General features: G+C 74.8%; 28 protein-coding genes. 16 read left to right on the top strand and 12 right to left on the bottom strand.

All coding sequences use genetic code 11. From position 1 onward, the window contains the following. Positions 1-16 precede the first annotated feature (16 nt). On the bottom strand, positions 17-919 hold the full coding sequence (locus ACZ3TI_RS07930) for a DMT family transporter (protein ID WP_465724586.1): 903 nt from the start codon (positions 917-919) through the stop codon (positions 17-19). A 49-nt stretch (positions 920-968) separates the two neighbouring features. Here ACZ3TI_RS07930 and ACZ3TI_RS07925 point away from each other — a divergent pair, with 49 nt between their 5' ends. Both ACZ3TI_RS07925 and ACZ3TI_RS07920 read left to right on the top strand, forming a co-directional pair. Further along, a complete protein-coding gene (locus ACZ3TI_RS07925) occupies positions 969-1577 on the top strand; it encodes a MarR family winged helix-turn-helix transcriptional regulator (RefSeq protein ID WP_465724584.1) in 609 nt (202 codons plus the stop codon). Positions 1578-1629: 52 nt separating this feature from the next. Next, positions 1630-2373 carry an AAA family ATPase gene (locus ACZ3TI_RS07920; RefSeq protein WP_465724582.1) on the top strand — a complete coding sequence of 248 codons (744 nt, stop codon included), beginning with the start codon at positions 1630-1632 and terminating at the stop codon, positions 2371-2373. A 10-nt stretch (positions 2374-2383) separates the two neighbouring features. Here ACZ3TI_RS07920 and ACZ3TI_RS07915 read toward each other — a convergent pair whose 3' ends face one another. Beyond that, the gene (locus tag ACZ3TI_RS07915) at positions 2384-3382 is read right to left on the bottom strand and encodes a GlxA family transcriptional regulator (RefSeq protein WP_465724580.1); all 999 of its coding nucleotides are present in this window, start codon (positions 3380-3382) and stop codon (positions 2384-2386) included. Positions 3383-3435: 53 nt separating this feature from the next. Here ACZ3TI_RS07915 and ACZ3TI_RS07910 point away from each other — a divergent pair, with 53 nt between their 5' ends. Together ACZ3TI_RS07910 and ACZ3TI_RS07905 are read left to right on the top strand one after the other, a co-directional pair. Beyond that, on the top strand, positions 3436-3831 hold the full coding sequence (locus tag ACZ3TI_RS07910; RefSeq protein ID WP_465724578.1) for a cupin domain-containing protein: 396 nt from the start codon (positions 3436-3438) through the stop codon (positions 3829-3831). A 251-nt stretch (positions 3832-4082) separates the two neighbouring features. Continuing rightward, the gene (locus ACZ3TI_RS07905; protein WP_465724576.1) at positions 4083-4736 is read left to right on the top strand and encodes a hypothetical protein; all 654 of its coding nucleotides are present in this window, start codon (positions 4083-4085) and stop codon (positions 4734-4736) included. A 141-nt stretch (positions 4737-4877) separates the two neighbouring features. Here ACZ3TI_RS07905 and ACZ3TI_RS07900 read toward each other — a convergent pair whose 3' ends face one another. After that, positions 4878-5243: a hypothetical protein gene (locus tag ACZ3TI_RS07900; protein WP_465724574.1), complete on the bottom strand. Its 366-nt coding sequence runs from the start codon at positions 5241-5243 to the stop codon at positions 4878-4880. A gap of 194 nt (positions 5244-5437) precedes the next feature. Between ACZ3TI_RS07900 and ACZ3TI_RS07895 the strand changes: the two genes are divergently transcribed. Then, complete coding sequence (locus ACZ3TI_RS07895; RefSeq protein ID WP_465724573.1) at positions 5438-5821, top strand: hypothetical protein; 384 nt, start codon at positions 5438-5440, stop codon at positions 5819-5821. Between the two features lie 34 nt (positions 5822-5855). On the opposite strand, the gene ACZ3TI_RS07890 is transcribed toward ACZ3TI_RS07895, so the two are convergent. After that, positions 5856-6266, bottom strand: a complete 411-nt coding sequence (locus ACZ3TI_RS07890; protein ID WP_465724571.1) for a winged helix-turn-helix transcriptional regulator — start codon at positions 6264-6266, stop codon at positions 5856-5858. Positions 6267-6380: 114 nt separating this feature from the next. Between ACZ3TI_RS07890 and ACZ3TI_RS07885 the strand changes: the two genes are divergently transcribed. Then, on the top strand, positions 6381-7319 hold the full coding sequence (locus ACZ3TI_RS07885) for an NADP-dependent oxidoreductase (protein WP_465724911.1): 939 nt from the start codon (positions 6381-6383) through the stop codon (positions 7317-7319). A 12-nt stretch (positions 7320-7331) separates the two neighbouring features. Continuing rightward, entirely contained in the window at positions 7332-7721 is a 390-nt protein-coding gene (locus ACZ3TI_RS07880; RefSeq protein WP_465724569.1) for a DUF397 domain-containing protein, read from the top strand. Between the two features lie 264 nt (positions 7722-7985). Here the strand turns inward: ACZ3TI_RS07880 and ACZ3TI_RS07875 are convergent, their stop codons facing one another. Beyond that, a complete protein-coding gene (locus ACZ3TI_RS07875; protein ID WP_465724909.1) occupies positions 7986-8747 on the bottom strand; it encodes a class I SAM-dependent methyltransferase in 762 nt (253 codons plus the stop codon). 816 nt (positions 8748-9563) lie between these two features. Next, positions 9564-9998, bottom strand: coding sequence for a VOC family protein (locus ACZ3TI_RS07870; protein ID WP_465724567.1), 435 nt, complete (start codon positions 9996-9998; stop codon positions 9564-9566). Positions 9999-10217: 219 nt separating this feature from the next. On the opposite strand from ACZ3TI_RS07870, the gene ACZ3TI_RS07865 reads away from it, so the two are divergent. Together ACZ3TI_RS07865 and ACZ3TI_RS07860 are read left to right on the top strand one after the other, a co-directional pair. Then, entirely contained in the window at positions 10218-10571 is a 354-nt protein-coding gene (locus ACZ3TI_RS07865) for a VOC family protein (protein ID WP_465724565.1), read from the top strand. A 166-nt stretch (positions 10572-10737) separates the two neighbouring features. Beyond that, the gene (locus ACZ3TI_RS07860) at positions 10738-11781 is read left to right on the top strand and encodes an aminoglycoside phosphotransferase family protein (RefSeq protein ID WP_465724563.1); all 1044 of its coding nucleotides are present in this window, start codon (positions 10738-10740) and stop codon (positions 11779-11781) included. Positions 11782-11880: 99 nt separating this feature from the next. Here ACZ3TI_RS07860 and ACZ3TI_RS07855 read toward each other — a convergent pair whose 3' ends face one another. Next, positions 11881-12291, bottom strand: a complete 411-nt coding sequence (locus ACZ3TI_RS07855) for a hypothetical protein (RefSeq protein ID WP_465724561.1) — start codon at positions 12289-12291, stop codon at positions 11881-11883. A gap of 832 nt (positions 12292-13123) precedes the next feature. Between ACZ3TI_RS07855 and ACZ3TI_RS07850 the strand changes: the two genes are divergently transcribed. Beyond that, positions 13124-13525 carry a hypothetical protein gene (locus ACZ3TI_RS07850; RefSeq protein ID WP_465724559.1) on the top strand — a complete coding sequence of 134 codons (402 nt, stop codon included), beginning with the start codon at positions 13124-13126 and terminating at the stop codon, positions 13523-13525. A 143-nt stretch (positions 13526-13668) separates the two neighbouring features. Beyond that, on the top strand, positions 13669-14319 hold the full coding sequence (locus ACZ3TI_RS07845; protein WP_465724557.1) for a GNAT family N-acetyltransferase: 651 nt from the start codon (positions 13669-13671) through the stop codon (positions 14317-14319). A gap of 206 nt (positions 14320-14525) precedes the next feature. On the opposite strand, the gene ACZ3TI_RS07840 is transcribed toward ACZ3TI_RS07845, so the two are convergent. Together ACZ3TI_RS07840 and ACZ3TI_RS07835 are read right to left on the bottom strand one after the other, a co-directional pair. Continuing rightward, a complete protein-coding gene (locus ACZ3TI_RS07840) occupies positions 14526-15260 on the bottom strand; it encodes an HAD family hydrolase (protein WP_465724555.1) in 735 nt (244 codons plus the stop codon). 62 nt (positions 15261-15322) lie between these two features. Then, entirely contained in the window at positions 15323-15733 is a 411-nt protein-coding gene (locus ACZ3TI_RS07835; protein WP_465724553.1) for an ArsR/SmtB family transcription factor, read from the bottom strand. Positions 15734-15871: 138 nt separating this feature from the next. On the opposite strand from ACZ3TI_RS07835, the gene ACZ3TI_RS07830 reads away from it, so the two are divergent. After that, complete coding sequence (locus ACZ3TI_RS07830; RefSeq protein WP_465724551.1) at positions 15872-17098, top strand: MFS transporter; 1227 nt, start codon at positions 15872-15874, stop codon at positions 17096-17098. Positions 17099-17153: 55 nt separating this feature from the next. On the opposite strand, the gene pgm is transcribed toward ACZ3TI_RS07830, so the two are convergent. Together pgm and ACZ3TI_RS07820 are read right to left on the bottom strand one after the other, a co-directional pair. After that, entirely contained in the window at positions 17154-18794 is a 1641-nt protein-coding gene (gene pgm / locus ACZ3TI_RS07825) for a phosphoglucomutase (alpha-D-glucose-1,6-bisphosphate-dependent) (RefSeq protein WP_465724549.1), read from the bottom strand. A gap of 397 nt (positions 18795-19191) precedes the next feature. After that, positions 19192-19491 carry a YciI family protein gene (locus tag ACZ3TI_RS07820; RefSeq protein WP_465724548.1) on the bottom strand — a complete coding sequence of 100 codons (300 nt, stop codon included), beginning with the start codon at positions 19489-19491 and terminating at the stop codon, positions 19192-19194. Between the two features lie 1036 nt (positions 19492-20527). Here ACZ3TI_RS07820 and ACZ3TI_RS07815 point away from each other — a divergent pair. From ACZ3TI_RS07815 to ACZ3TI_RS07800, 4 genes are all read left to right on the top strand, one after another. After that, on the top strand, positions 20528-20869 hold the full coding sequence (locus ACZ3TI_RS07815) for a hypothetical protein (RefSeq protein WP_465724546.1): 342 nt from the start codon (positions 20528-20530) through the stop codon (positions 20867-20869). Positions 20870-21844: 975 nt separating this feature from the next. Next, a complete protein-coding gene (locus tag ACZ3TI_RS07810) occupies positions 21845-22747 on the top strand; it encodes a LysR family transcriptional regulator (RefSeq protein WP_465724544.1) in 903 nt (300 codons plus the stop codon). A 142-nt stretch (positions 22748-22889) separates the two neighbouring features. Further along, positions 22890-23072, top strand: coding sequence for a 4-oxalocrotonate tautomerase DmpI (gene dmpI / locus ACZ3TI_RS07805; RefSeq protein WP_465724542.1), 183 nt, complete (start codon positions 22890-22892; stop codon positions 23070-23072). A 925-nt stretch (positions 23073-23997) separates the two neighbouring features. Continuing rightward, positions 23998-24675, top strand: a complete 678-nt coding sequence (locus ACZ3TI_RS07800) for a hypothetical protein (RefSeq protein ID WP_465724540.1) — start codon at positions 23998-24000, stop codon at positions 24673-24675. A 58-nt stretch (positions 24676-24733) separates the two neighbouring features. Here ACZ3TI_RS07800 and ACZ3TI_RS07795 read toward each other — a convergent pair whose 3' ends face one another. Beyond that, complete coding sequence (locus tag ACZ3TI_RS07795) at positions 24734-24940, bottom strand: hypothetical protein (protein WP_465724538.1); 207 nt, start codon at positions 24938-24940, stop codon at positions 24734-24736. Positions 24941-24974: the final 34 nt, after the last annotated feature.

Here is a 24974-nt window from a genome sequence, read left to right as displayed (position 1 = left end):
TGCCGGCGCCAGCAGATCACGTCGCCCGGTCGGCGGGCAAGCGCGCCTGCTCGGCGGGTACGGGCTGCGCGCCGCGCCCGCGGGGGCGTCCGAGCAGGATCCCGGCCGCGACCAGCGCCAGCCCCGCCCCCTGCCGCACCCCGAACGGGTCCCCGTCCAGCGCGGTGCCCAGCAGCACCCCGGTCAGCGGGTTGAGCAGCCCGAGCAGGCCCACCGTCCCGGCCGGCAGGTGGCGCAGTCCGGCGAACCAGCAGGTGAAGGCGAGGGCGGTGGCGACCAGCGTGCTGTAGCCGAAGGCGAGCAGGGCGGCGGTGTCCGGCGCCGGGGGCGCGCCTTCGACGACGGCGGCGAGCGGCAGCAGCACCAGGGCGCCGGCGGTCAGCTGCCAGGAGGTGGCGGCCGGCGGGTCGGCGCCCTCGCGCCAGCGGGCGGCGAGCACGTAGCCGACGGAGGAGACCAGCATCGCCCCCGCCGAGGCCGCGAGTCCCGTCCAGCCGATCGCGCCGCCCGTGCCGAGCAGGCTCAGCGCGACCCCGGCCAGGCCCACCACCGCCCCCGCCAGGTGGGCGCGGTGCGGGCGCTGCCCGGCCAGCGCCCAGGCGGTGAGCAGCATCGCCAGCGGGGAGGCGGCCATGACGGTGGCGGCGGCGCTGGTGGGCAGCAGCTGGGAGGCGAGGTAGAGCAGGACGAAGAAGACGGCGGTGTTGAGCAGCCCGAGCAGCGCGCTGCGCCACCACCAGGCGCCGTGCGGGCGGCGGCGGGCCAGGGCGAGGAGCAGCAGGCCCGCGGGCAGGGCGCGCATTACGGCGCCCCACAGCGGGCGGTCGGCGGGCAGGTAGGCGTGGGTGACGAAGTAGTTGGCGCCCCAGGCGATCGGGGCGAGGGCGGTCGGCAGCACCCACCGCGCATTGGCTTCCATGGAAGACAATATAGCTTCCCGGGAAGCTACCTGCGCTAGACTGGACGCCATGGAGCACGCGGAGCAGTACCCGGGACGGCAGGCCGGGCAGGCAGGGCAGGCCGGTCGGTTCTCGGGGTGGCACGCCGACCCCGCCGACCACGTCGCGCAGATCCAGGCCGAGTGGCGGCGCGAACGCCCCGACCTCGACGTCTCCCCACAGGCCGTCATCGGCCGCCTGCACCGCCTCGCCGCCCGCCTGACCGCCGAGCTCGCCCTGGTCTACCAGCGCTACGGCCTCGGCGAGGGCGAGTTCGACGTACTCGCCGCACTGCGCCGCGCCGGCGCCCCGTACGAGCGGGCCCCCGGCGAACTCGCCGCGCACACCATGGTGACCACCGGGGCGATGACCAAGCGGATCGACCGCCTGGAACGCGCCGGGCTGGTCACCCGCCGTCCCGCCGAGGACGACCGGCGCGGGCGCGTGGTCGCCCTCACCGACGCCGGACTGCGCCTGATCGACGAGGCGTTCACCGCCCACATGCGCAACGAGCACCGCCTGCTCGCCCACCTGAGCCCCGAGGAGTCCGCCGCCCTGCAGAGCCTGCTCACCGCCTGGCAGGCCCGCCTGGACGGCCCCCGGGAGACGGGCCACGGCCGGCGGGACGGCGCCTCCTGACCACCCCGGGCCCGCGCCGCGCCGCCGACCGCCGACCGCCTACCGTGAACGCATGCACAGCGACGACACCGACGACACCAATCCCGGCACCGGCGGGACCCCCTGGGACGTCCTGCTGATCGGCGGCGCCTCCGGGATCGGCAAGAGCCGTGCCGCCGCCCGCCTCGCCGCCCGGCACGGGGCGTTCACGGTGGAGTTCGACGACGTCGCGGCCGCCCTGCAGGCCGCCACCACCCCGGCCACCCACCCCGCACTGCACCACTTCTGCGCCCCGGACGCCTCCGGGCCGGACGCCTCCCGGGACGCCTCCCCGGACGCCTCCCCCGAGGCCGCCGCCCGGAGCGCCGAGCGCGTCCTGGCACTGCAGATCGCCACCGCCCACGCCCTGGACGACGCCTTGCTCGGCGTCGTGCGCAACCGCCTCACCGTGGACGTGCCCGCCATCGTCGAGGGCGACTACCTCACCCCGGCCGCCGCCGCCCGCGCCGCCGCCGAGGCCGCCGGACAGGGACAGCGGGTCCGGGCGGTCTTCCTCCACGAGGGCGACCCCCGGCGCATCGCCGCCAACTACGCCGCCCGCGAGCCCGGTTGCGGCCCCCAGAGCGAACGCGCCGCCGTCAGCGCCCGCTACTGCGACTGGCTCGCCGAGCGCGCCGCCGCCCACCGCCTGCCCGTCGTCGCCTGCCGCCCCTACGCCACCCTGCCCGAACGCCTCGCCGCCGCCCTCGCCCGACCCGCCGTCACACCCCCGTCGCCACCCCGCAGGCGGGCGTGTGACGCCGGGCCGAGCGTCTGACCCGGCGTCGTCACACCGAGACCCGCGGCCCCCCGAAGCGGCGCCGGTACGCCGACGGCGTGATACCCGTCCCACGGCGCATCAGCGCCCGCAGGTTGGCCGCGGTGCCCAGCCCGCTGCGCCGGGCCACGACCTCGAAGCGCTCCTCGCCCCGTTCGATCAGCCGGCACGCCAGGGCCAGGCGCTCCCCCGTCAGCCACGCCAGCGGCGTCGTCCCCAGCTGCGCCCGGAAGCGGCGGTGCAGCGTCGCCGGGCTGACCGCCGCCCGTCGCGCCAGGTCCGCCACCGTCAGCGGCTCGTCCAGGCGCTCCTGTGCCCAGGCCAGGACGGGCGCCAGCGACCGGTCCGGCACATCGGGCACCGGCCGCTCCACGAACTGGCGCTGCCCGCCGTCGCGGTGCGCCGCGAAGACCAGCCGCCGGCTCACCGCGTTGGCGACCTCCGCGCCGTGGTCGCGGCGCACCACGTGCAGCCCGAGGTCGAGCGCGGCCGCGCTGCCCGCGGCGGTGAGGATGTCGCCGTCGTCCACGAACAGCACGTCCGGCTCCAGGCGCACCCGGGGGAAGCGGGCCCGGAAGGAGTGCGCCCACTGCCAGTGCGCGGTGGCCCGGCGCCCGTCGAGGACCCCGGCCTCGGCCAGGGTGAACGCCCCGCTGCAGAATCCGATCAGACGCGCCCCGCGCGCGTGCGCCCGCCGCACGGCCTCCAGCACCGAACGGCGCCGGGGCACCTCGGTGTCGGGGCGGTTGGGGACGATCAGGGTGTCCGCGGCATCGGCCGCCTCCAGGCCCGCGACTCCCGTGAGGGTGAAGAACCCGTCCCGCATCAGGGTGCGCGGCTCGGGCGAGCACAGCCCGAATTCGTAGAGGTCGCGCCCGAGCTCCGGCCGGCGCAGCCCGAAGACCTCGCTCGCGCAGCCGAGTTCGAAGGGATTGGAGTTCTCGTCGACGATCACGACCACCCGGTGCACGCCCGCCGCGCGGGAGCGGTGCGAGGATTCTTTCGCCATGTGCTATTCCTAGCACTCACCCCGGCCGGCCCGCGCGGCGCAGGATAGGGCCCGTGAACAACCAGCCCATCGCGCTCCACCAGGCCCTGGCCTCCTTCGACGCCCTGTGGAGCCCGCGCATCGTCACGCGCGTCAACGACTACGACGTGCGCATCGCCAAGGTCGACGGCGAGCACATCTGGCACGCCCACGACGACACCGACGAGTTCTTCCTGGTCCTCGACGGGGAGTTGCACATCGCCCTGCGCGAGAGCGGCGGCGAGCGCACGGTCGTGCTGCCGCGCGGGGCGGTGTTCACCGTCCCGCGGGGCACGGAGCACAAGCCGTCCGCCCCCTGCGGCGCCGCGATCCTCATGTTCGAGCCGACCGGCACCCCGACCGTGGGCGACCGCCACGACGCCGTCCCCGACCACGTGGACGCCACGACCGGCCACGCCCTCGACGCCTGAGGACGCGCACGGCGCCCCGCCCGCGCAGACGGCGCCTCAGACCGGTTCGACGGTACCGCCGAGCCGTACCCGGGGGGCCGGGACCGGGACGCCGTCCGGGGCCGGTACTTCGGGCACCCGCGTGAGCGACAGCACAGACCGTAGGCGCACAACCGACCGAACCTCAAGGATCCTGCCCGAATTCGGGCAGGATCCGGGTCGTTCGGGTCGGCGGCGGGTGATTTTCCTGTCCCGACTTGTAGGCTCCCGGCATGCCACAGTCCGGAGAACCCCACCTGCCGGTGAGCGGGGAGCACGTGCGCCAGGCCGTCGCCTACGGCATCGACGTCCTCGAAGGCGTCCCCGCCCCCCGATGGCACGCCCGGGCCGGCGACTTGGAGTGGACGTGCTGGGAGACCCTCGAACACCTTGCGGACGACCTGCTCACGTACGCGCTGCGGTTCGGGCTCGCGCGGCCCGCCGCCGCACCGCGCATCCCGCTGCGCGTCTGCCGTGACCGACCGCACGGCCCGGCCAATGTCGTCTTCGGGGACCACGCGGCAGGGCCCGAGGGGCTCCTGACCGTCGTGGAGGCCTGCGGCGGGCTGCTCGCGACCGCCGTCGACGCCGCCGACGCGACCACCTTGGCCCCCCACGTCTTCGGCGCCTCCGACCCGGAGGGCTTCGCGGCGATGGGCGTCGTCGAGACCCTGGTCCACACCCACGACATCGCCCAGGGCCTGGACCGCTTCCGGGAGCCCCCGCACGACCTGGGCGCGCGGGTCCTCGCGCGGCTGTTCCCCGACGTCCCCGTCGTCGACACCCCCTGGTCGACCCTCCTGTGGGCCACCGGACGCACCGGGACGCCCGAGCGCCCCCGTCGGAGCGACTGGCGCTGGCACGGCGCTCCGCTCGGCCGCGGCTGACCCGCCCCTGCCGCCCCGGCCCGGCCCGGCCACGAGACACCCGAGCCCCCGGCCCCGGCCCGAGGACCGGGGCCCTGACAACGCGACCCCGGGAACGGGGCCGGGGCCGGGGGCCGGGGGCCGGGGGCCGGGGGCCGGGTCTCAGGCGCCGTCCTCGATGTCCGAGATCAGCCCGGTGCCCAGGTCGCTCTGCACCGCCAGCCGGGTGTGCCCGGCGTCGGGGCCGGTGCCCCAGGTCAGCGTGACGGTGGTGAACAGGTGCCCGGCGCCGGAGTCGTGGTGGCGCACCTCCCAGTGCGTGGGCACGTCCTGGGCGCGCAGCACGCCGTCGGCGTGGTTGGCCTCCTCCCACGCCGCCAGGCGCCGGCGCAGGTCCTCGGTGAGGTAGTGGGCGCGCAGTTCGCTGCCCAGGTCGTCGGTGCCGTTGTCGACGGCGTCGATGTAGGCGCCGTAGAAGTCCTCCCCTGCCCGGGGGAGGCGGCCGGCGCCGGGGTCGTCCGCAGGCACCAGCGGTCCTCGGCCCGGGCGTCGATGCGGCGCCCGGCGTTGCGCTGGAACAGTGCGAGGTGGGCGCACGGCGCCCGGCCGCCCCCCCCTGTTCCGAGAGAGGTCCCGTCCATGTCCCAGGTCGATGCCCTTGGTCCCGCCCTCACCGCCGCCGGCGTCCCGGCGCACGCGGTGTGGGCGTCGGGCATCCCGCTGTGGGCGACGAGGACAGGTTCCGCGACTGGTACGCCCTCGGCGGCGGCCCCTACCTGTTCACGCTGAGCGCGATGGCCACGCTGGCCGGCGTCCTGGCGCTGAGCCTGGTCCGGCCGTGGGGCGTGGTGTTCCCGCGGTGGGTGCCGCTGGTGGCCGGACGCCGGGTGCCGTCCCGGGCGCTGGCCGCCACCGCGTGGACGGTCGCGGTGTTCCTGCTGCTGTATACCGCCTGGGCCGCCGTGCTGACCGTCGCGCAGTGGAACGAGCCGGGCGTCTTCAGCCGGTGGACCACCGTCTACGGCATCCCGCAGTTCCTGGTCTGGGGCATCGGCCTGCTCGTCGCCGCGCGCTCCTACCGCCGCCGCACCGCACCGCGGCGCTGAACCGGCGCCGGCGCCCGCCCGGTGCGGCGCCCGCTCAGCCCGGCACGCCGCGCCCCTCGTCGTACGCGCAGCGGGCCCGCAGCACCTGCGGCATGTGGGACTCCGCCCACGCCTTGATGGCGCGCATCAGCGGCAGCAGGTCGCGTCCCAGCACGGTGAGCTCGTAGTCGACGCGGGCCGGGACGCCGCCGGTGACGGTGCGGGTCAGCAGGCCGTCGCGTTCCAGGGCGCGCAGGGTCTGGGTGAGCATCTTCTCGCTCACCCCGGCCAGGCGCCGGCGCAGGTCGCTGTAGCGCTGCGGGCCGTCGGCGAGGGCGTTGACGACCAGGCTGGTCCACTTGTCCCCGATCCGGTCCAGGAGTTGGCGGGCCGGGCACCGGGCGAGGTAGGCGTCGAAGCCGGCCGCGTCGGCGGCGCGGCGCTGGGCGGCGGTCATGGTGGGCACAGGCTCGCTCCCCTTGCCGTGCGGTACGCACCTTCGGGTGCGTGCTTCCCGGTGGAGAGTAACTCTCCTTAGGTTGGGCGCTGTTCCCGAATCTGCTGTTGAGGAGTGTGCGTGGTGCGTGCCGTGGTGGTGCGGGAGTTCGGCGGTCCCGAGGCGCTGGAGCTGGTCGAGGCGGCGCTGCCGCAGCCCGGTCGCGGGCAGGTGCGGGTGCGGGTGGCGGCGGCCGGGGTCAACCCGGTGGACGCGGTCACCCGCGCCGGCGTCCTCGCCGGGGCCGGGCTGATGGCGCCGCGGGCGGTGACGGGCATCGGCTGGGACGCAGCGGGCACGGTCGACGCCGTCGGCGCGGGGGTCCGCGGCTTCACGCTCGGGCAGCGGGTGGTGGGCCTGCGCGACCGCCTGGACGTGGACCTCGGCGCCTACGCCGACTACGCCGTCCTGGACGCCGACGCCCTCGCGGCGCTCCCGGCGGGCGTCACGTTCGAGCAGGCGGCGACCCTGCCCCTGAGCGGCCTCACCGCCCTGCAGGCCCTCGACCTGCTCGACCTGCCCGCCGGCTCCACCGTCCTGGTCACCGGCGCGGCGGGCGCGGTCGGCGGCTTCGCCGTCGAACTCGCCGCCCAGCGCGGCCTTCGCGTGGTCGCCCTGGCCGGGGAGCGCGACGAACCGCTGCTGCGCGACCTGGGCGCCGAGTGGTTCGTGCCGCGCGGCGTGGCCGATGTGGCGGCCGCCGTACGGGAGTCGGTACCCGGCGGCGTCGACGGCGCGGTGGACGCGGCCCTGCTCGGGGTACGGGCGCTGGGCGCGGTGCGCGGCCGCGGCGCGTTCGTCGCGGTGGCCGGCGGCAGCGAACCGGTCGCTCTGCGCGGGATCCGGGTGGCGAACGTGTGGATCACCGCCGACGGCCCCGCCCTGGCCCACCTCGCCGCCCTCGCCGCCGACGGCCGCCTCACCCTGCGTGTGGCGGACACCCTGCCCCTCGACCGGGCCCGCGAGGCCCACGAGCGCCTCGCGGCGGGCAGCCTGCGCGGCCGCCTGGTCCTGGTGCCCTGACGGGTCGACCACATGGGCGAGGTCTACGCCGTCCGCATCCTCGACGCCAGGCACCCCGGACCTCCCCGCATCCGCGCCCACGACGGCCGCCACCTCACCACCCCCGGACACCCCGCATGGGAAGTCGGCCCCGCCGACTTCCCACTCCACCCGCTCGGCTCCCCGGCCGCCCGCCGCAAGAGCACCTACGGCGGCGGGCAGAACGGCTGCGTCCCGGTCCGTGACGCCGAGGACCCGTACGGCCCGGCCCTCCTCGTCCCCTTCGGCAACCTGGCAGTCCTTCATCACCTCGCTGCGCACCGGCGAGTTCGACACCGAGTGATCCGGCCCGGCCTCCTCCGCTCCCGCGTCAAGACCGGGCACGACCACGAGGTCCCGGCCGTCCGGTGTGGGCGCAGCTGATCGCCGAGGCGCGGTCCGAGGTCTTCCTCGCCGGGTTCACCGACTGCTGCCGTGTCGGGCATCGTTCGCCCGCTCGGGACCGGTCGCCCGGGTAGTGCGGACAGCAGCTCGGGGCGGTCGGGACCATCGCGTGGCCGAACGCGTACAGGTCCGCGAGGTCGATGCCGGCGAGGGCGCAGGGGCTGCTGCTGCGGATCGTTAGCCGGGGCACCCGCTCGGTGGTGACCGGCTCGGGCCCGTCGTCGGCGCGGGTGCGGCCTGCGGTCAGGCCGCGGCGCGGAAGACGTAGGCCGTCATCGGAGCGGTGACCGGCCCCGGGCCCAGTCGGGCCGTCATCTCCTCGATGACGGTGGCGTGGACGGCCGGGGTGTCGCCGTGCTCCTCGACACCCGCGCGCACCGGTGTTCCGGTGAGGTACCCGGTGGCGAGGTCGGCGGTCGACGCGGCCCGGCCCTGGAGCGTCAGTTCCTGCGCGTCCTCGACCGCGAACCCGGCGGCCGTCAGGTCGGCGAGGACGACGGCGGGGTCGGCGTAGCCGTGCGGAACCGTCCGCAGGAACCGCGGCGGGTCGTGGGGAAGGGCCCGCTCCAGCCCGGCCTGCAGCGCGACTTCGAAGGCGTGCGTCTCGAGCGGGCCCCAGGTGTTGAACAGGAACCGGCCGCCCGGGGCGAGTACCCGGCGGGCCTCGGTGAAGGCCCGGATGCGGTCGGGAAAGAACATCACGCCGAACTGGCACGCCACCAGGTCGAAGCGTGCGGGCGGGAACGGCAGGCGCTGCGCGTCGGCCTGCCGCCACGCCGCGCCGGGGGCCCGGGTGGAGCCGAACGCGACCATGGCCTGGTTCAGGTCGGTGGCCGTCACCTCGGCCGACGGTGCCGCCGCGAGCAGGTCGGACGTCAACACTCCGGTGCCCGCGGCGAGTTCGAGGATCCTCCGGGGGTGGAGTGCCGCCGCCCGGGCGGCCAGGTCCCTGGCGAAGGGCCGGAAGACCACCGGCACGAGGTGCTGCTCGTAGGCCTCGGGCATGGAGGCGGACCACCGCCGGTCGGCACGGGTTCCCGTCATCCTCGTGACGGTAGCGGCGTGCCTGGGGACCTCGTGCCGCGCCGCGCCGCCGTGGCCGGGGACGTGCCCCGCCCGGCGGCGCGGCGAGAGGTCTTCGGCGCGGTACTGCGCCGTGCGGCCGGGTGCCGCGGGGGGCTGGGCCGCACGGCGTCCCCGGGCGGAGATCAGCGGTGCGAGGGTCAGGTCGAGTTCGCCGGCGTGGACGGCGGCCGGGTGCGCGTCGATCTCGGCGTCGTCGACCAGGCCGGCCTCGCGCGGGGCCCGCGGCAGTGTCCGGCCGTAGCGCAGGTCCGCGCCGCGGCGTGCCGGCAGTTCCCGCACCGCCTCGCGCAGCCGGTCGGCGCGCCGCCGGCGGGGCCGCTGTCGTCCGGGCATGCCAGTGGCTGCAGGGCGGTGTCGGCGTCCTCGACCGGCAGCCGGCCGCCGGGCCGCAGTGCCGACGCCATGGTGGCCAACGCGCGGGCCCGGTCGGGCAGGTGGACCGGTACGAGCCGGACGTGCACCGGGTCGAAGTTCCCCGGCTGCGGGGGCGGGTCGGTGGTGACGTCGTGCCGGCGCACCTCGTACCCGTGGCCTTCCTTCAGCCATGCCGCCGCCTCGCCGCCCCCGCGCGGGAAGTCGGCGGGACCGGCTTGCCGCGTGCGGGACGGCGACCGCTCGCCGTCCCGCAGAGGACCCCACAGGACCCCGCAGGACCCCACAGGACCTCAGTGGAGCCGAGTGGAGCCGAGTGGAGTTCAGTGGGGCCGAGTGGAGTTCAGTGGGGCCGAGTGGAGCTCAGTCGAGGCAGAACTCGTTGCCCTCGATGTCCAGCATCGGGATGCACGACTCGTTGACGCCGTCGGCGACCAGCACCTGCACGCACACCGCGCCGAGTGCTTCCAGTCGGGCGCGTTCGGCCTGGAGGGCGGCCAGGCGCTCCTCGCCGACGAGGCCGGTGCCCACCCGCACGTCCAGGTGCACCCGGTTCTTGACGACCTTGCCCTCGGGAACGCGCTGGAAGTACAGGCGCGGGCCCTTGCCCTCGGGGTCCTTGGCCGCGGCCCACGCGCCCCGCTCCTCGGGCGCCAGCGTGGCGTTGTACTCCTCCCAGGTGGCGAAGCCGGCCGGCGGATCCGGCAAGACGTAGCCCAGCACCTCGCACCAGAAGCGGGCGACGCGCTCGGGCTCCGCACAGTCGAAGGTGACCTGGAATTCCTTGATCGCTGCCATCCGGCCACCCTAGAGCGGGCCCCGGGGGCCCCGCCACCCGAATTCCGGCCACCCGATTCCTGCCCGGAGTCCCCGTGTCGGCGGCTTCGGGCGAGCCCTGCCCGTCACGGTCGCGTGACGGTGACCTGCACGGTGTCCTGCCCGGGACCGGTGGCGAGCAGGAGCGTCCGGGCGCCGGTGCGGGCGGGTACGGGCGGGGACCTGGCAGGATGGGGCGGCATGGAGCGTGTGCTGGGAATCGGCGGGTACTTCCTGCGGGCCGGGGATCCGGCGGCGCTGGGCGCGTGGTACCGGGACTGTCTGGGGCTGGACGCGGACGAGCACGGCCTGTGGCGCCAGGAGGCGGGGCCGACGGTGTTCGCGGCGTTCGAGTCCGACACCGACTACTTCGGGTCCCGGGCGCAGCAGAGCATGCTGAACTTCCGGGTGCGGGACCTGGACGCGATGCTCGCGCAGCTGCGCGCGAAGGGTGCGCAGGTGGCCGGGGAGGTCCAGGAGATGGCGGGGGTGGGCCGGTTCGGCTGGGTGAGCGATCCGGAGGGCAACCGGATCGAGCTGTGGCAGCCGGCCTAAGCCGGCGGAGCGGGGCGGGGCGGGGCGGGAGCGGGCGGGGCGGGTAGGTGCGAACTCCCGTGCCGGGGAGCGCCGTTCACGCCCGTGCGAGGATGGGGCCGTGGAGCCGACCCTGCCGTCACCGTCATCACCGCCGTTACCGCCGTCGCCGCCGTCGCCGCGTTCTGTGCCGTTCGGGCAGGCGCTGCGGGCCGAGCTCGGGGTTCCGGGGCGGGCCGTCGCGCTGGAGAGCAGTCCGCGCTCGCGGGTGTGGCGGGTGGAGCTGTCGGGCGTGCCGGTGGTGGTCAAACAGCTGGTCGGCGGCGCGCAGGCCGGTGAGCGGTACGCGCGCGAGGTGGCGGCGCTGACGCTGGCCTCCCGGGTGGACCCGCCGGTGGTGCCGCGGCTGCTGGGGAGCGATGCGGGCCGGCGGGTGCTGGTGCTGGAGTACCTGGAGCACCGGGCGCCGGGCGAGGACTGGCTGGTCGACTACGCGGCGGCGCTGGCCCGCCTGCACTCCGCCACCGCCGCGGACGGCACGGACGGCACGGGCGACGTGGGCGGCGTAGGGGCGCTGCCGGCCTGGTGCGGGCCGGCCCCGGGTGACGTCGACGCCTTCCTCGCCTTCGCCGCCGCCCTCGGGGTGGTGGCGGCGCCGGCCGTGCGGGGCGAGCTGGAGGCGCTGCTGGGCCGGCTGGACGCGGCGCCGGGCCGCGCACTGCTGCACGGGGACCCGTGTCCGGGCAACGACCTGCACACCGTCGGCGGTGTGCGGTTCGTGGACTTCGAGCAGGCCTCGCTCGGCAGCGGGCTGGTCGAACTCGCCTACCTGCGCATCGGGTTCCCGACATGCTGGTGCTCCACCGCCCCGTCGGCCGCGCTGCTGGACGCGGCGGAGGGCGCCTACCGGGCGGCGTGGCGCGAGGCGACGGGCACCGAGGCCGGCGGCGACCTCGCCGACGCGTGCGCGGGCTGGCTGCTGCGGGGGGATGCGCTGGTGCCGCGGGCCGAGCGCGGCGGGGTGGACCACCTGGCGAGGGCGGTGGAGCGGGACTGGACGTGGGGTACGGCCAGTGCCCGCGGGCGTCTGGTCCACCGTCTGGGCGTGGTCGCCCGGATGAGCGCCGACAGCGGTGAGCTGCGCGGCCTGGGGCGGCTCGCGGCCGCCGTGCGCGCGTCGATGCTCGCCCGGTGGCCGCAGCTGCGGCCGCTGCCCCTGCGGCGGCCGTAGCCGGCCCGCCGGGCGCCCGCGCCGCCGGCCGGACTCGTCCCGCGTGCCTCACTCCCAGGCCAGGTCCTCTTCCGGGAGGTAGACCCAGAGCCCCTGGTATCAGGGGCCGTTGGGCATGCGCTGTTCGGTCAGGTACATCTTGAGCGAGCGGCCCGCTCCGGTGGACGGCAGCTGCAGGTCGTACTCGACGTGGTCGTGGCCCGGACGGATCGTGGCCTTCAGCCGGGCCTGCCGGTAGGTGCCGTGCAGGTGCGGCCCGCCGGACTTCGTGAAGACCTTCTGCCCCTGGTCCAGCCTGCCGGCCCCCACCAGCCCCTCCATGTCGTCGGGGAGGTCCTGCACTGCGCCGCCCTCGGGGATGATCACGATGTCGGCGAAGCTCGGGGGAAGCTTGGAGTGGCCGCGCGAGGGCTCCTTGAGGTACTTGGCGGCCAGTCTCACCCACGCGGTGCACGGGTGCTTGACACGGGCGTTGTGCCGGAGGGCTTCGAGCTTGACGGGGTCGCTCACGATCGGGCTCCTGCCCGAGGGTCACCACGGCGGGCCCGCAGCGCTGTTCGCTCGGGCGGGCCCGCAGCGGATGATGCGCGCGGCACCAGCCCGGGATGCGGCCTGGGCTGGGATCGACCCGAGCGGAGCAGTCGGACCACCCGCCCGCACCCGCCGGGCCACCGCCGGCCCCTCCCCCTCCCCCGTCCCCCGTCCCCCGTCACCGCCGGTCCGCCACCCGGGGCCACCGGCGGCACGTCACCACCGAACCCGGCGACGGCCACCGGCACATCACCCACGACGAACGCACCCGCACCCGCACCCGCACCCGCACCCGCACCCGAAACGCTCGGCGGACCACTCCTCCGAGGCCACCGTCCACCGCAGGACGGCGAGTTCACCACGGCACGGCACCCACCCGGCCGCGCCCTGCGGAGCCCCACCACAGGGCACCGACACCACCGGGCGCGCCACCGCCCTTCACCCGCCCGCCGGCCGCCCCCTCCCCCTCCCCGGTCACCACCGGTCCGCCGCCCGGCCCCTTCCGGCCCCTGCCGGCCGAAAGGGCAGCCGGAGGGCAGGGCCCGGCGCGGGCACGGCGGGCGGGGCCGGACACAATCACGCCGGACATCCGGGGATTCATGGAGTGCCGCACGTGAGGCGCCGGCCTCGGTGCCGACGAGAGGGCCCGGTACGGCGCCGTCGAACTCTCCATGCTCGGTATGACCCGCAACCACCCCGCCTTCGGCCGCCTCTTCGGCGTCCGGGACCCGGGCCGGCACCGGCGGCCGGCCGGCGCCGGGCGGGGCCTGCCCGCCGACGCGTCCGGGCGTGCCCGCGCCGAGCACGCCTCGTGGGGCCCGGCGGCGTTCGGCGCCACCCGGCCGGGCCGCCAGGAGGTCCTCGCCGCGCGGCCGGGACGAGCCGGCCCTGCCCCGGGCGACCACCATCGCCCGCTACCGCCGGCTGCCCGACGCCCCCTGACGCCGATGCGGTCCGGGGCGACGGGAGCCGCGGGTTCGCCTGGGCCGACGGCGTCGACACCCTCGGCGTCGACCCGGACCGCATCGGCGAGCTGTGGGCCGAGGGCACCGCATGGGACGTCGGCACCACCGCGTTGCGGGCCGAACGCGGTGGTGCCGCGACACCGCGCCCGCCGACGGCCCCGGCGGGCGTCGGCGGGGCCGTCATGGACGCCCTCGCCGACGTCCCCGGCGCCCGCCACGTCCGCCTCGTCGTGTGGTTCGAGGAGTAGCCCCAGGCCCTCTCCGGCCCCTCTCCGACGCCTCTCACCCGGTGCCTCTCCCCCGGCTCCCGGCGTCACAAGCCTCCCGGGGTCCTCGCGCGGCGCCGGAAAACCCGCTGCGGTGCGGGGCGCGCCCTGGGCACACTGGCCCGATGCTCATCGACCACTGGCCCCTGACCGGGCTGCGCGTGACCTCGCCCCGCCTGGAGCTGCGACTGCCCACCGAGGCCGAACTGGCCGAGGTCGCCGACCTCGCCGCCCTCGGCATCCACCCGCCCGACACCCGCCCCTTCCTCTTCCCCTGGGGCGAGCTGCCGCCCGCCGAACGCGCCCGCCACGTCCTGCAGATGCACTGGCGACGCCTGGGCCGCTGGACACCACAGGACTGGGCGCTGAACCTGGTCGCCTTCCACCAGGGACACCCGGTGGGCGTCCAGGACGTGCGGGCCAAGGAGTTCGGCGTGCGCCGCGAGGCGGTCTCCGGCTCCTGGATCGGCCTGGGCCACCAGGGCCGCGGCCTGGGCACCGAGATGCGCGCCGCGATGCTGCACCTGCTCTTCGCCGAGCTCGGCGCCCGGTTCGCGACCTCGCTGTCCTTCACCGACAACCACCCCTCCCTCGCCGTCTCCCGCAAGCTCGGCTACCGCGAGGACGGCATCGAACGCGACGTCCTGGACGGGCGGGTCGTGGAATCCCTGCGCCTGCGCCTGTCCCGCGAAAACTGGGCACGCCACGCCCACACCCCGGTCACCGTCACCGGCCTCACCGACGGCTGCCGCGAACAACTCGGCGCCACCGACTGACGAACCGACGAACCGGCGGCTGAACGGCCGGCGGGCCACCCGGCTGACGAACCGACGGCCGGCGGGACCGACGGCGGACGGCCGAGGGCCGACGGCTGACGGCTGACGGCTGACGGCTGACGGGCCGGCGTCCGGCGTCCGTGGAGAGGAGAAGCCGGCCGGGCCCGCTTCCCGCACCAGGCCCCGCCCCGCCCCGCCCGGGACGCTCAGCCCCCGCCCGGGACGGCGCCCAGGGCAGCGGGCAGGGCCGCGAGGGAGTGCAGGACGGCGACGCCCCGCCCCGCCGGGGCGCCCGAGGCGCGGCGGTCGAGCCAGAACGCGTGCAGGCCCGCGTCGCGGGCACCGAGCGCGTCCAGGTCGTACTTGTCCCCCACGTAGGCGACCTCGTGCGGGGCCAGCCCCAGGCGTGCGCAGCCGGCCCGGAAGATGCCGGGGGCGGGCTTGGCCTCGCCGTGCTCGTCGGAGCAGACCAGTACCGCGTCGTCGAAGTGCCCCAGCAGGCCGATGGCTTGGAGCTTGCTCCGCTGGTGGGCGGTCGAGGAGTTGGAGACGATCCCGAGCCGGTAGGCGGGCGCGAGCGCGGCCAGGACGGGCGCGGCGTCCGGGAACGCGGCCCAGGCGGCGTCGCGGTGCGCCGCGTACCCGGCGAACCAGGCCGCCGCCGCCTCGTCCGGCAGCCGCCCGGCGCCGTCCTCGCCCAGGCGGGCGAGGAAGTGGCGGGTGCGCTCGTACTGCTGGCCGAAGAAGGTCAACTCCCCGGCCAGGAACCGCGCGTAGTTCTCCTCCATCACCTCGCGCCACAGCGCCACTGCCGCCCCGGGCGTAGGGAAGCGCCCCAGCAGGCCCAGGTCGCGCAGGTGGGCGAGGATGCCGGCCTCCTCCGACCCCGAGTAGTCGAACAGGGTGTCGTCGACGTCGAAGAGCACGCCCCTGATCGGCACGATCCGTCTCCGTCCTTCCCGCGGTCCGTCCCCCCGGTTGCGTCCCGGGGGCCGTGGGAACCCTACGCGGCGGCCGCGAGGAGGGCGTCGAGCAGGCCGGGGAAGCGGGCGTCGAGGTCGGCGCGGCGCAGGCGCACGAAGCGGTTGCGGCCCGCGACGCGGGTGGTGGTGACGCCGGCTTCGCGTAGCACGCGCATGTGGTGGGAGACGGTCGACTTGTGCAGGTGCTCCAGGCCCAGGCCGCGGGGGTCGCAGGAGTGCTCGGCGTCGTCGGCGTAGCTGAGCAGCAGGGTCAGGCGGACCGGGTCGCCGAGGGCGTGCAGGACGGTGACGAGGTCGATGTCGGCGGCCGCGGGCTGGGGAAGCCGCTCGTCCTCACCCGCGCCGCTGGTGGCGCCCGCGGCGCTAGTAGTCGCGGTGGTGCTCGCGGCGCTGGTGGCGCTGGTGGTGTTCGCGGCGCTGGTGGTGCTCATGGCGCTCGGCCTCCCGGGGGCGCTGGGGGGGTGACGGGGAGATGAATGGTTTGACAATCATCCACCAATCCATGAATGTTTGGCGAGCGTCAAACTGTTGCATGTCCATCCAACCATCTCTTTCCGGGGGGCCCGCCCGTGCCCGTACCTCTGCTCCTGCTCGCCCTCGGCACCTTCGCCGTGGGCACCGACTCGATGGTCGTCGCCGGCATCCTCGGCCCCGTCTCCGCCGACCTGGGGGTCTCGGTGCCGGCCGCCGGCCAGCTGGTCACCGTCTTCGCGCTCGGCTACGCGCTCCTGGCCCCGGTGCTGGCCGCGCTCACCGCCCGCTGGCCGCGCCGGCGCCTGCTGCTGACCGCGCTCACGGTGTTCAGCGCGGCCAACGCGCTCAGCGCGCTCGCCCCCACCTACGGCCTGCTGCTGGCCACCCGCGTCCTCGCCGCCGCCGGCGCCGCCCTCTACACGCCGACCGCCAACGCCGTGGCCGCCACCCTGGTCGCCCCCGAACGGCGCGGACGGGCGCTGGCGACCGTGCTGGGCGGGATGACGGTGGCCACCGCCCTCGGGGTGCCGCTGGGCACCTGGGTCGGACGCGCCGACTGGCGTCTGACGATGTGGCTGGTCACCGCACTCGGCGTGGCCGCCCTCGCCGGCCTCGGCGCCCTGCTGCGCGCCCTGCCCGCCCCCACCGCCGCCCCCACCCTCACAGCCCGTCTGGCACCGCTGGGCCGGCCCCGGGTCCTGGGCGCCGCCGCCACCACCCTGGTGTTCTTCCTCGCCTTCCAGAGCGTCTACATCTACCTGGCCACCGCCGTCTCGGGCGCCACCGGCGGCGACGGCGACCGCCTCAGCCTGATCCTGCTGACCTGCGGCGTGATGTCGGTGGCCGGCAGCTGGCTGGGCGGACGCCTGGTGGACCGCGCCGGGGTGCGACGGGTACTGCTCGCCGGCTCTGCCGCCGCCGCACTCGCCTTCGCCGCACTGCCCTGGCTGGGCCGCAGCATGCCCGGGGCACTGGCGTACGCGGCGGTGGTACCGCTGGCGGGATGGGCGGTGTCGGTCGCCCTGCCGCACCGCCTGGTCTCGATCGACCCGACGGCGGCACCACTGCTGATCTCACTGAACAGCAGCGCACTGTACCTGGGCACGGCGGCCGGAGGCGTGGCAGGATCGACGGCGATCGGGCTGCTGGGCGGACGCTGGTTCCCCCTGGCAGCGGCGGCCTGGGCCCTGGTGGCATGCGCGGTGGCGGCGGCGACCACACACGAGGCCGCACACCCGGCACGGGAACCCGAACCGGCACAGGAACCGGCGGCGGCGGAACCGGCGGCGTCGCGGGAACCGTCGGCGGTGCGGGTCCCGTGAGGCGCGTGCGGCCGCCCCGCGCCCGAGGCGGGGCGGGGCGGGCGCACGGGAGCCGTCAGCCGCCGAGGACCTCGCCGACCAGGGCACGGGCCTCGTCCTGGACACGGGCGAGATGGTCGGGGCCGCGGAAGGACTCGGCGTAGATCTTGTAGACGTCCTCGGTACCCGAAGGGCGGGCGGCGAACCAGGCGTTGTCGGTGCAGACCTTGATACCGCCGATCGGCGCGCCGTTGCCGGGAGCGTGGGCGAGGACGGCGGTGACCTTCTCCCCCGCGAGTTCGCCCGCGCCGACACGCTGCGGCGACAGCCGCGCCAGACGGGCCTTCTGCTCACGGTTGGCCGGCGCATCCACGCGGGCGTAGGCCGGAGCGCCGTGACGCTCGGTCAGCTCCCGGTAGCGGACACTGGGGGTGGCACCGGTGACAGCGGTGATCTCACACGCCAGCAGAGCGAGCAGAATGCCGTCCTTGTCCGTGGTCCACACCCCGCCGTCACGACGCAGGAAGGAAGCACCGGCGCTCTCCTCGCCACCGAAGCCGATCGAGCCCTCCAACAGGCCGTCGACGAACCACTTGAAGCCGACCGGGACCTCCAACAGCCGCCGCCCCAGATCCGCCGCGACCCGGTCGAGCATCGAGGAGGACACCAGCGTCTTGCCCACCGCCGCGTCACCCGGCCAGTCGGCGCGGTGGCGGTAGAGGTAGTCCACGGCCACCGCCAGATAGTGATTGGGATTCATCAGCCCCCCGTCCGGGGTGACGATCCCGTGCCGGTCGGCGTCCGCGTCATTGCCCGTGGCGATCGCGAACTCGCCACGACGAGCGACGAGGGAAGCCATCGCCGACGGCGAGGAGCAATCCATACGGATCTTCCCGTCCCAGTCCAACGTCATGAACCGCCACGTCGGATCGACGAGCGGGTTCACCACCGTCACATCCAGGCGGTGCGCCTCCGCGATGCGCCCCCAATAGGCCACCGACGCCCCACCCAGCGGGTCCGCACCGACACGCAGACCCGCCGCCCGCACCGCATCCAGATCCACCACCGACGGCAAGTCCTGCACGTAGGCACTCAGGAAGTCGTGACGGGCGGTGGTCGCCGCCGCCAACGCCCGCGCATACGGCACCCTCCGCACTCCGCGCAGGCCCTCACGGATCAACTCGTTCGCACGGTCCTGGATCCACCCCGTCGCCTCCGAACCCGCCGGCCCCCCACTGGGCGGGTTGTACTTGAACCCGCCGTCACGCGGCGGATTGTGCGAAGGCGTCACCACGATACCGTCGGCCAACGCCCGCGGACTGCGCCGATTGTGGGCGAGGATCGCGTGCGAAAGCGCCGGAGTGGGCGTGTAACCGCCGGCCGCGTCGACCAGCACCTGCACACCGTTGGCAGCCAACACCTCCAACGCCGTCACCCTCGCCGGCTCCGACAACGCATGAGTGTCCGCACCAAGGAACAACGGCCCACCCACACCCCGCCCCGCACGGTACTCACAAATCGCCTGCGTCGTCGCCGCGATATGGTCCTCGTTGAACGCCCCGTCCAACGACGACCCCCGATGCCCCGACGTCCCGAACGCCACCCGCTGCCCCGGCTCCAACGGATCCGGATGCAACGCGTAATACGCCGTCACCAACCGCGCCACATCCACCAGATCACCGGCCTGCGCCGGCAACCCCGCCCGTACGTGCACCATCCGTCTACTCCCGCCGTCCACGACTCTCAACCCGGTCCGCGCCACTCACCCCGCGCTCACCGATCGTAACCAGAACACAACACCCCCGACCACGACCACACACTCCAGCACAACACGAGACCACAGGACCACGGCGGAGACGGCGAACACAAGGCACGGGGCGCGGCGGGCACGGCGAGCACAGGGCCCGGCGGACACGGGGGGCACAGGGGCACGGCGGCCACGGCGGACACCCCCGTACGGGCTCCACGACGAGGTACTCGCAGAGGTACCCGCACGACGTGCTCACCGACGCGGCCAGCGCGACAACATCCGCGGCCGGGCACCGCGCACTCCCACCGGCGCCCACCCGAGCCCGTACCGAAACCTCCCGGCCCCTGCCGGGATCACCCCCGGCTCAGCCGGGCAACCGCTGGCGGTGCGCCTCCAGGACGGGCGCGGTGGTCGTGGCGAGGAACTCCGTCACCCGGTACGCGCACAACCCGGCGACCACGAACGGGTCGGTGGCCACCAGCGCCTCCATCACACCCCGGTCCTCCCCGACCGCCAGGATCACCCCGCCCTCACGCGGCACCTTGCGCCCCGAGGCGAGGAACGTCCCCGCCGCGTAATGCTCCTGCAGCCACGCGACGTGCTGCGCCAGCGCGGCGTCAATCCGCTCCAGCGGCGCGGTATAGCTCAACTCAAGTACGAACATGACGCCCAGGCTAGTAGGGCTCGGTCAGGTGTGTATCGGGGTGGGGATGTCACGGTGGCAGGCGGGGCAGGCGCCGGCACCGACCACCCCGCCCACAAAGCCCAGGGCAGCATGATCCGCCGCTCCCTCATCCGGCGGAACAAGAACACTGCCGACAACGACCTCAAAGCCCTCACGAGCAGGGCAAACGCCGCCTAGCCTGCTGCGGCAGGCAGCGTCACCGCAGGTGCAGGAAGTTCCGGACATCGTCGTAGCCGTCGACGGCCCCTCCGTCCACGTCCGTCGGGTCGTCCTCGGCCCGCGCCGCCATTCCGCGTCGTCGTCGTTCAACGCGGTCCCGACCAGATGCCCGCCGCCCCACCCTCCGCCGAGCGGTCACGCAGAGCCCGCTCCAACATCTCGACCACCACCGCGTGAGGCAGCGCAAGAGGGTTCTCGAAGCTCAGATCAGAATGCGCCCCGCAAGCCCACGCACGGTGCATCCAATAGACGTCTGCCGCCGCCTCACCCCACGAGACGGGGCTAAGACTGCTTGATGCAGCACCAGTACGGCACCCGCAGCCACAGGCCACCCGCCGTACAGCACCCCCAGTTCAGACACGTCCCGCCGAAGCAGGCCCCGGCACCGCACCACACGCTCCCGCCCGCCGACCGGCACCGGAAGACGGCGAACCCGAACCCGAACCCGCGCCGCCATGCCCGTGCGGTCTTCGTGGCGAAGCACCGGCACGACATGCTCGCCGGAGGAAGACCGGCGCGACGCAGTCCCTCGGCGCCGTTTCCCGGCCCCCGGGAGTGTGCCGACCCCAATCCTGCCAGGTCAGGCAAGCATTCGGTAGGACGCAGCACACCCCTTTTCCGTCTTGCCGCCCAGGGGGTACGAGCCGCAGACTCATGCGACATCCCACCCCCCTTTGTCGCGGCCTGACGTGCCGTCGTCCCCGTCGCGGGCGGCCGGCACGCGGCGCCGCCGTGCCTACGGGCTGCGAAGGGGGCGGGTGGAACGCGGCGCGACGACGAAGAGGGGACACGGAAGATGAGCGTGCACGGGGACCTGGTACTGAAGGCGCGGGTGCGGCTGCTGAGCCACAACGAGCGGGTACTGCACGGAGAGGAGGGCCTGTGGGTATACCGGACACTGTTCGCGGTCAGCCCCCAGGTGTACGCCTACAAGCTCGCCCTCGTCCTACGCGAAGCGGCCCAAAACCCGCAGGTCGCACACCTGCCCGAAACACGAGCCGCGCTGCTGGCCGAAGCCCGGAACGCGGCAGCGTGGATCCCGGAGGGCGCGCCGGCCCACCAGACGCGGGTGTGGGAGCACTCGGTGACGGACCTTCGCCTCGCCGAACAGCACACAGGCCGCACCGCCCAGCCGTAGCGGGCGATGAGTGGGGGCGGGACGGTTGCGATACGACAATCCCTCTGTGACGACCGATCGGTGAAATCGCTGATATGAGCAGGTCAGCACTGTCGCGTCGCGCCCTCCTCGCCGGTGCCGCGGCAGGCGCCACCGCCGTCGCCAGCGTCGCCGGCCGGGACACCGGTGCGCGGGCGTGGGCGGCCGAGCCGAGTGCGAATGTGGCACAACTGCCCTCCCTGGACGGGACGGTGACGCTGCAGGGGGATGCCCTGGAGCGGTTCTCGTCCGACTTCGGGCACCTGGTGTCGGCGCGGGCGGTGCTGCGGCCCGCCTCGGTGCGCGACGTGCAGAAGATGGTGGCCTTCGCGGCCCGCCACCGGATCCCGGTGGCGGTCAACGGGCAGAGCGGGGACGTGCTCATAGGTCGGCGAGACGGGGCTGGAATCACACTCCAGCCACAGGCAGGCCAGTGCACGCGGCGGCATCGCGATCGACGCCCAGGGCCTGTCGAGGATCGTGTCACTCACGCCCGGACATGCGGTGGTGGACGACGAAAGCGAACCGGGCACAGATCGTGGAAACCGGGCTCGCGGTGTGACCCCCCTTGGGCCCGGGGGCTGCCCGCACATGGGCGGACGGCCCCGGCGGGACTCGCCGGCCCCGTCCGGCTCCAGGACCTGGTCGGCCTGCGGGCCGTGGCGTTGCACGCTGCCGCCGATCCTGCCCAGGCTGAGCGTCGCGCCTACCGGCTGGTGCAGGTAGTCCGTCAGGCACGGCGGTACCCAGCCCGCACGAGGCGGTGCACGCAGATCGAGGCGGGCCCGGTGGGCTCGAAGCCGTAGCAGGCGCAAAGGCGGCAGGCCGGACCGCCGGCGATCAGGGACACGCAGGCACCGGGGAGGGCTCCGCCCACCGGGGGCAGGGCGTCGCCGGGCCGGTGCCGCGGCCCTGCGATCATGGACCCCGTCGCCGGATCTTGCAGGGGGAAGCCGCATGGAACTACGGCAGCTGCGCTGCTTCGTCGCCGTCGCCGAGGAGCTGCACTTCGGCCGGGCCGCCGAGAAACTGCTCCTCGGTCAGCCCGCCGTGAGCCAACAAGTACGACGCTTGGAACGCGAGTTGAAAGTCGAGCTGTTCGACCGCTCACCCCGTCACGTCCGCCTGACCGCAGCCGGGACCCGCTTCCTGCCCGCCGCCCGCCACGTCCTGGCCGCCGAGGACGCCGCCCGTGCCCTCGCCGCCGACCTCGCCACCCAGGACACCACACCCCCCGTACTGCGCCTGGGCACCGTCACCGGGCTCGGCGAACGACTCGACCGGATCCTGGACACCTACCACCGCCGCGCCCCCGACGTACGCGTGGAACTGCACGCCGTCCCGGTCCGCGAACGGCTCGCCCGCCTCGCCGACGGCCGCCTCGACGCCGCCTTCGTCCGCGGCACCACCCCCGAACCCGGCACCGACCTGCGCCTACTGCCCCTCTGGCACGACGAACTCGTCCTCGCACTACCCGCCCACCACCCCTTGGCCGAACACGACGAGATCGACCTCGCCGACCTCGCCCACCTGCCCCTACGTCTGACCGAACGCCGCAACCACCCCGCCCTCGTCGACCTGGTCACGGACGCCTGCACCCGGGCCGGCTTCCACCCCGTCCTCGGCCCCGCCCACGGCACCCTCCAGGACACCCTGGCCTCCATCGGCACCGGCACCCCCATGTGGACGGTCGTCTACGCCGCCAACGCCCGAATCCTCAACACCCACCGCATCGCCTTCCGCCCCTGCCGCACCCCACTGACCCTGCCCACCACCCTCGCCCTACGCCGCTCCACCCCCCTGCCCCACCCCCACCTCGAAGCCTGCCGCCCCACACCCCCGCCCCCGAACCCGGCGTAGGCCCCGGGCCCGGGCCCGGGCGATCAGGAACCGTGATCACTGCCAGAGCGATCCGGGTCTGGGTGCGCACGCCCCTCATGGGATGGACTGGACCCCGGCCGCACAACCGGCCGAACAGAACCCGGCAAAGGGAGAACCAGCAATGCCGATCGTCACCATCCAGCAGGGCCCCCGCGACACCGAGCAGAAGCGCGAACTCGTCAAGAAGGTCACCCAAGCCTTCGTGGAAACCCTCGCCGTCCCCGCGGACAGCGTCTCCGTATGGATCCAGGAATACCCGCCCCACAACTGGGCCACCGCCGGCACCCTCACCGCCGACCGCTAAAACCCCACACGGCCCCGGGCCAAGGCCCTGGGGCCCGTCTTCGAACCCCCGCCCGTCGTCCGCCCGGACGGCGGGCGGGGCGGCGTCGGGGTGCATGCATCGCAAGGCGGAGGATGGGGGCACCTCCCGGCCGCCGCGCCGTGAGGACAGTGGATCCGTACGGACCCAGGAATACCGGGCACAGCACCGTGGCGCCGCCGGCACCCTCACCGCAACCGGTAGAACACCGCACACCCCCACACCCACCCCGGGCCAGGACCCGCCCCCCAGTACGGTGCGCCGCGGTCCTGGACAGCAGCGCGCCGTTCCCGGACGAACTGCTCACCGCGATCCTGCGCGATCACCTCCGGAACACCGACCCCCCCCCGCGTTCCTCCTCCACGGACACCCGCTCAACACCGCACAGGCACACGCCCTGGACGCCCTGCTCCACGAACTCGGCACACCCCTGGACCGCGTGGTGCGCCTGCGCCTGCGCGAGGACCAGGCCCAACGCCTCATGCGCCGTCGCGCGGCCCGCCGCCTGTGCCGTGACAACCCGACACATTGCTACGAGCCGCCTGCCGATACCGACGCCATCCGCGGCGCCGACGAGGGCGAGGGCGACGGGACTGTCGAGGGCGTCTGCGGTGCCTGCGGCGGTGAGCTCTACCAACGAAACGACGACAGGGAAGGCAGCATCCGCGCCCGGTTCCACTCCCACGACGCGATGGCCGAGCCCCTCACCCGCACTACGCCCGCCAAGGCCTGCTCGTCACGGTCGACGCCGCCGGCACACCCGAGGAGTCAGCCGCACACGCCCTCGCCGCACTCACCGCACCCGGGCCGCACGGCCACTGACAGGACACCCCGACTCCCCTGCAGGGCCGGGCCGGACGGAAGCCTGGTTGCAGGCCCGGCGGGCGTCTCTGGCAGGATCGCCCGCATGATATTTCGCCGCCTCCACCTGCGCGCGGGCAAGAACGGCGGCCCGCTCGTTGACCCGCCGACGCTCTCACCGGACGAGAAGACCGACGACGCCGCACCCGCCGGACCCGAGGTCGAGCACGACGCCGAAGGACGGATCACCCCCGAATCCCTGACGGCACTGCAGGCGGCAGCACAGCAGGGCCTGCCGGTGGCGATGGCCAACTACGGGACGGCGCTCTTCTCGGCGGGCGACGAGGCCGCGGCACTGCCCTGGCTCACCAGGGCCTGGGAGGCCGGGAACGTCATCGCCGGCTTCAACCTGGGCACCCTGCACCGGGAAGCCGGCAGGCACCACCAGGCCCGGCTCGTCTGGGAACAGGCAGCCGACCAAGGCGACGTCGACGCCATGCTCGGCCTGGTCCGGCTCGCCTTCGAACGCGACGACCGGCCCACCATCCAACGCTGGGTACCGCGGATCTACGCCCAGGACCTGGCCTTCCCGATCACCGCCGTCGGAGTCGCCTTCGACGAGCACGGCTACACCTCGGAGGCACTGCGCGCCTTCACCATCGCCGGGGACCTGGGCGACGCCTACGCCATGGAGTACCGGGCACGGATCCTCCAGGCCCGCGGCGACCACGAACAGGCCCACGCGCTGCGTGCCCGCGCGGCCGAGGCCGAGCGCCTGTACTGACCCGGGAATCAGGAGCGCACGACCCGCCGGCGGTCCCGGAGGGGCGCGGTGGCGGCGGCTACAGGAGGCCGTACTCGACGGTCGTCGCATCCGTCGCGGGCGCGACGCCGTCCTGCATCGCGGGCGCGTCCCGAACGGCCGTAACGGCCTTCGACCCGTCCTGCGCGGCGTGGACCGTGTCGGTGCCGCCGCCCTGGACGCCGGCGCCGAGCAGGATGGCGACGAGCAGACCGCCGCCGAGCACGGCGCGAGTGCGGAGCTTCATCAATTCCCCCGTGGAAAGAGTCGGACTCACCACT

This window comes from Kitasatospora sp. NPDC023120, from assembly GCF_055560835.1.
The sequence above is the reverse complement of the archived record's forward strand: the minus strand, read 5'-3'. Positions and strand labels throughout refer to the sequence as shown.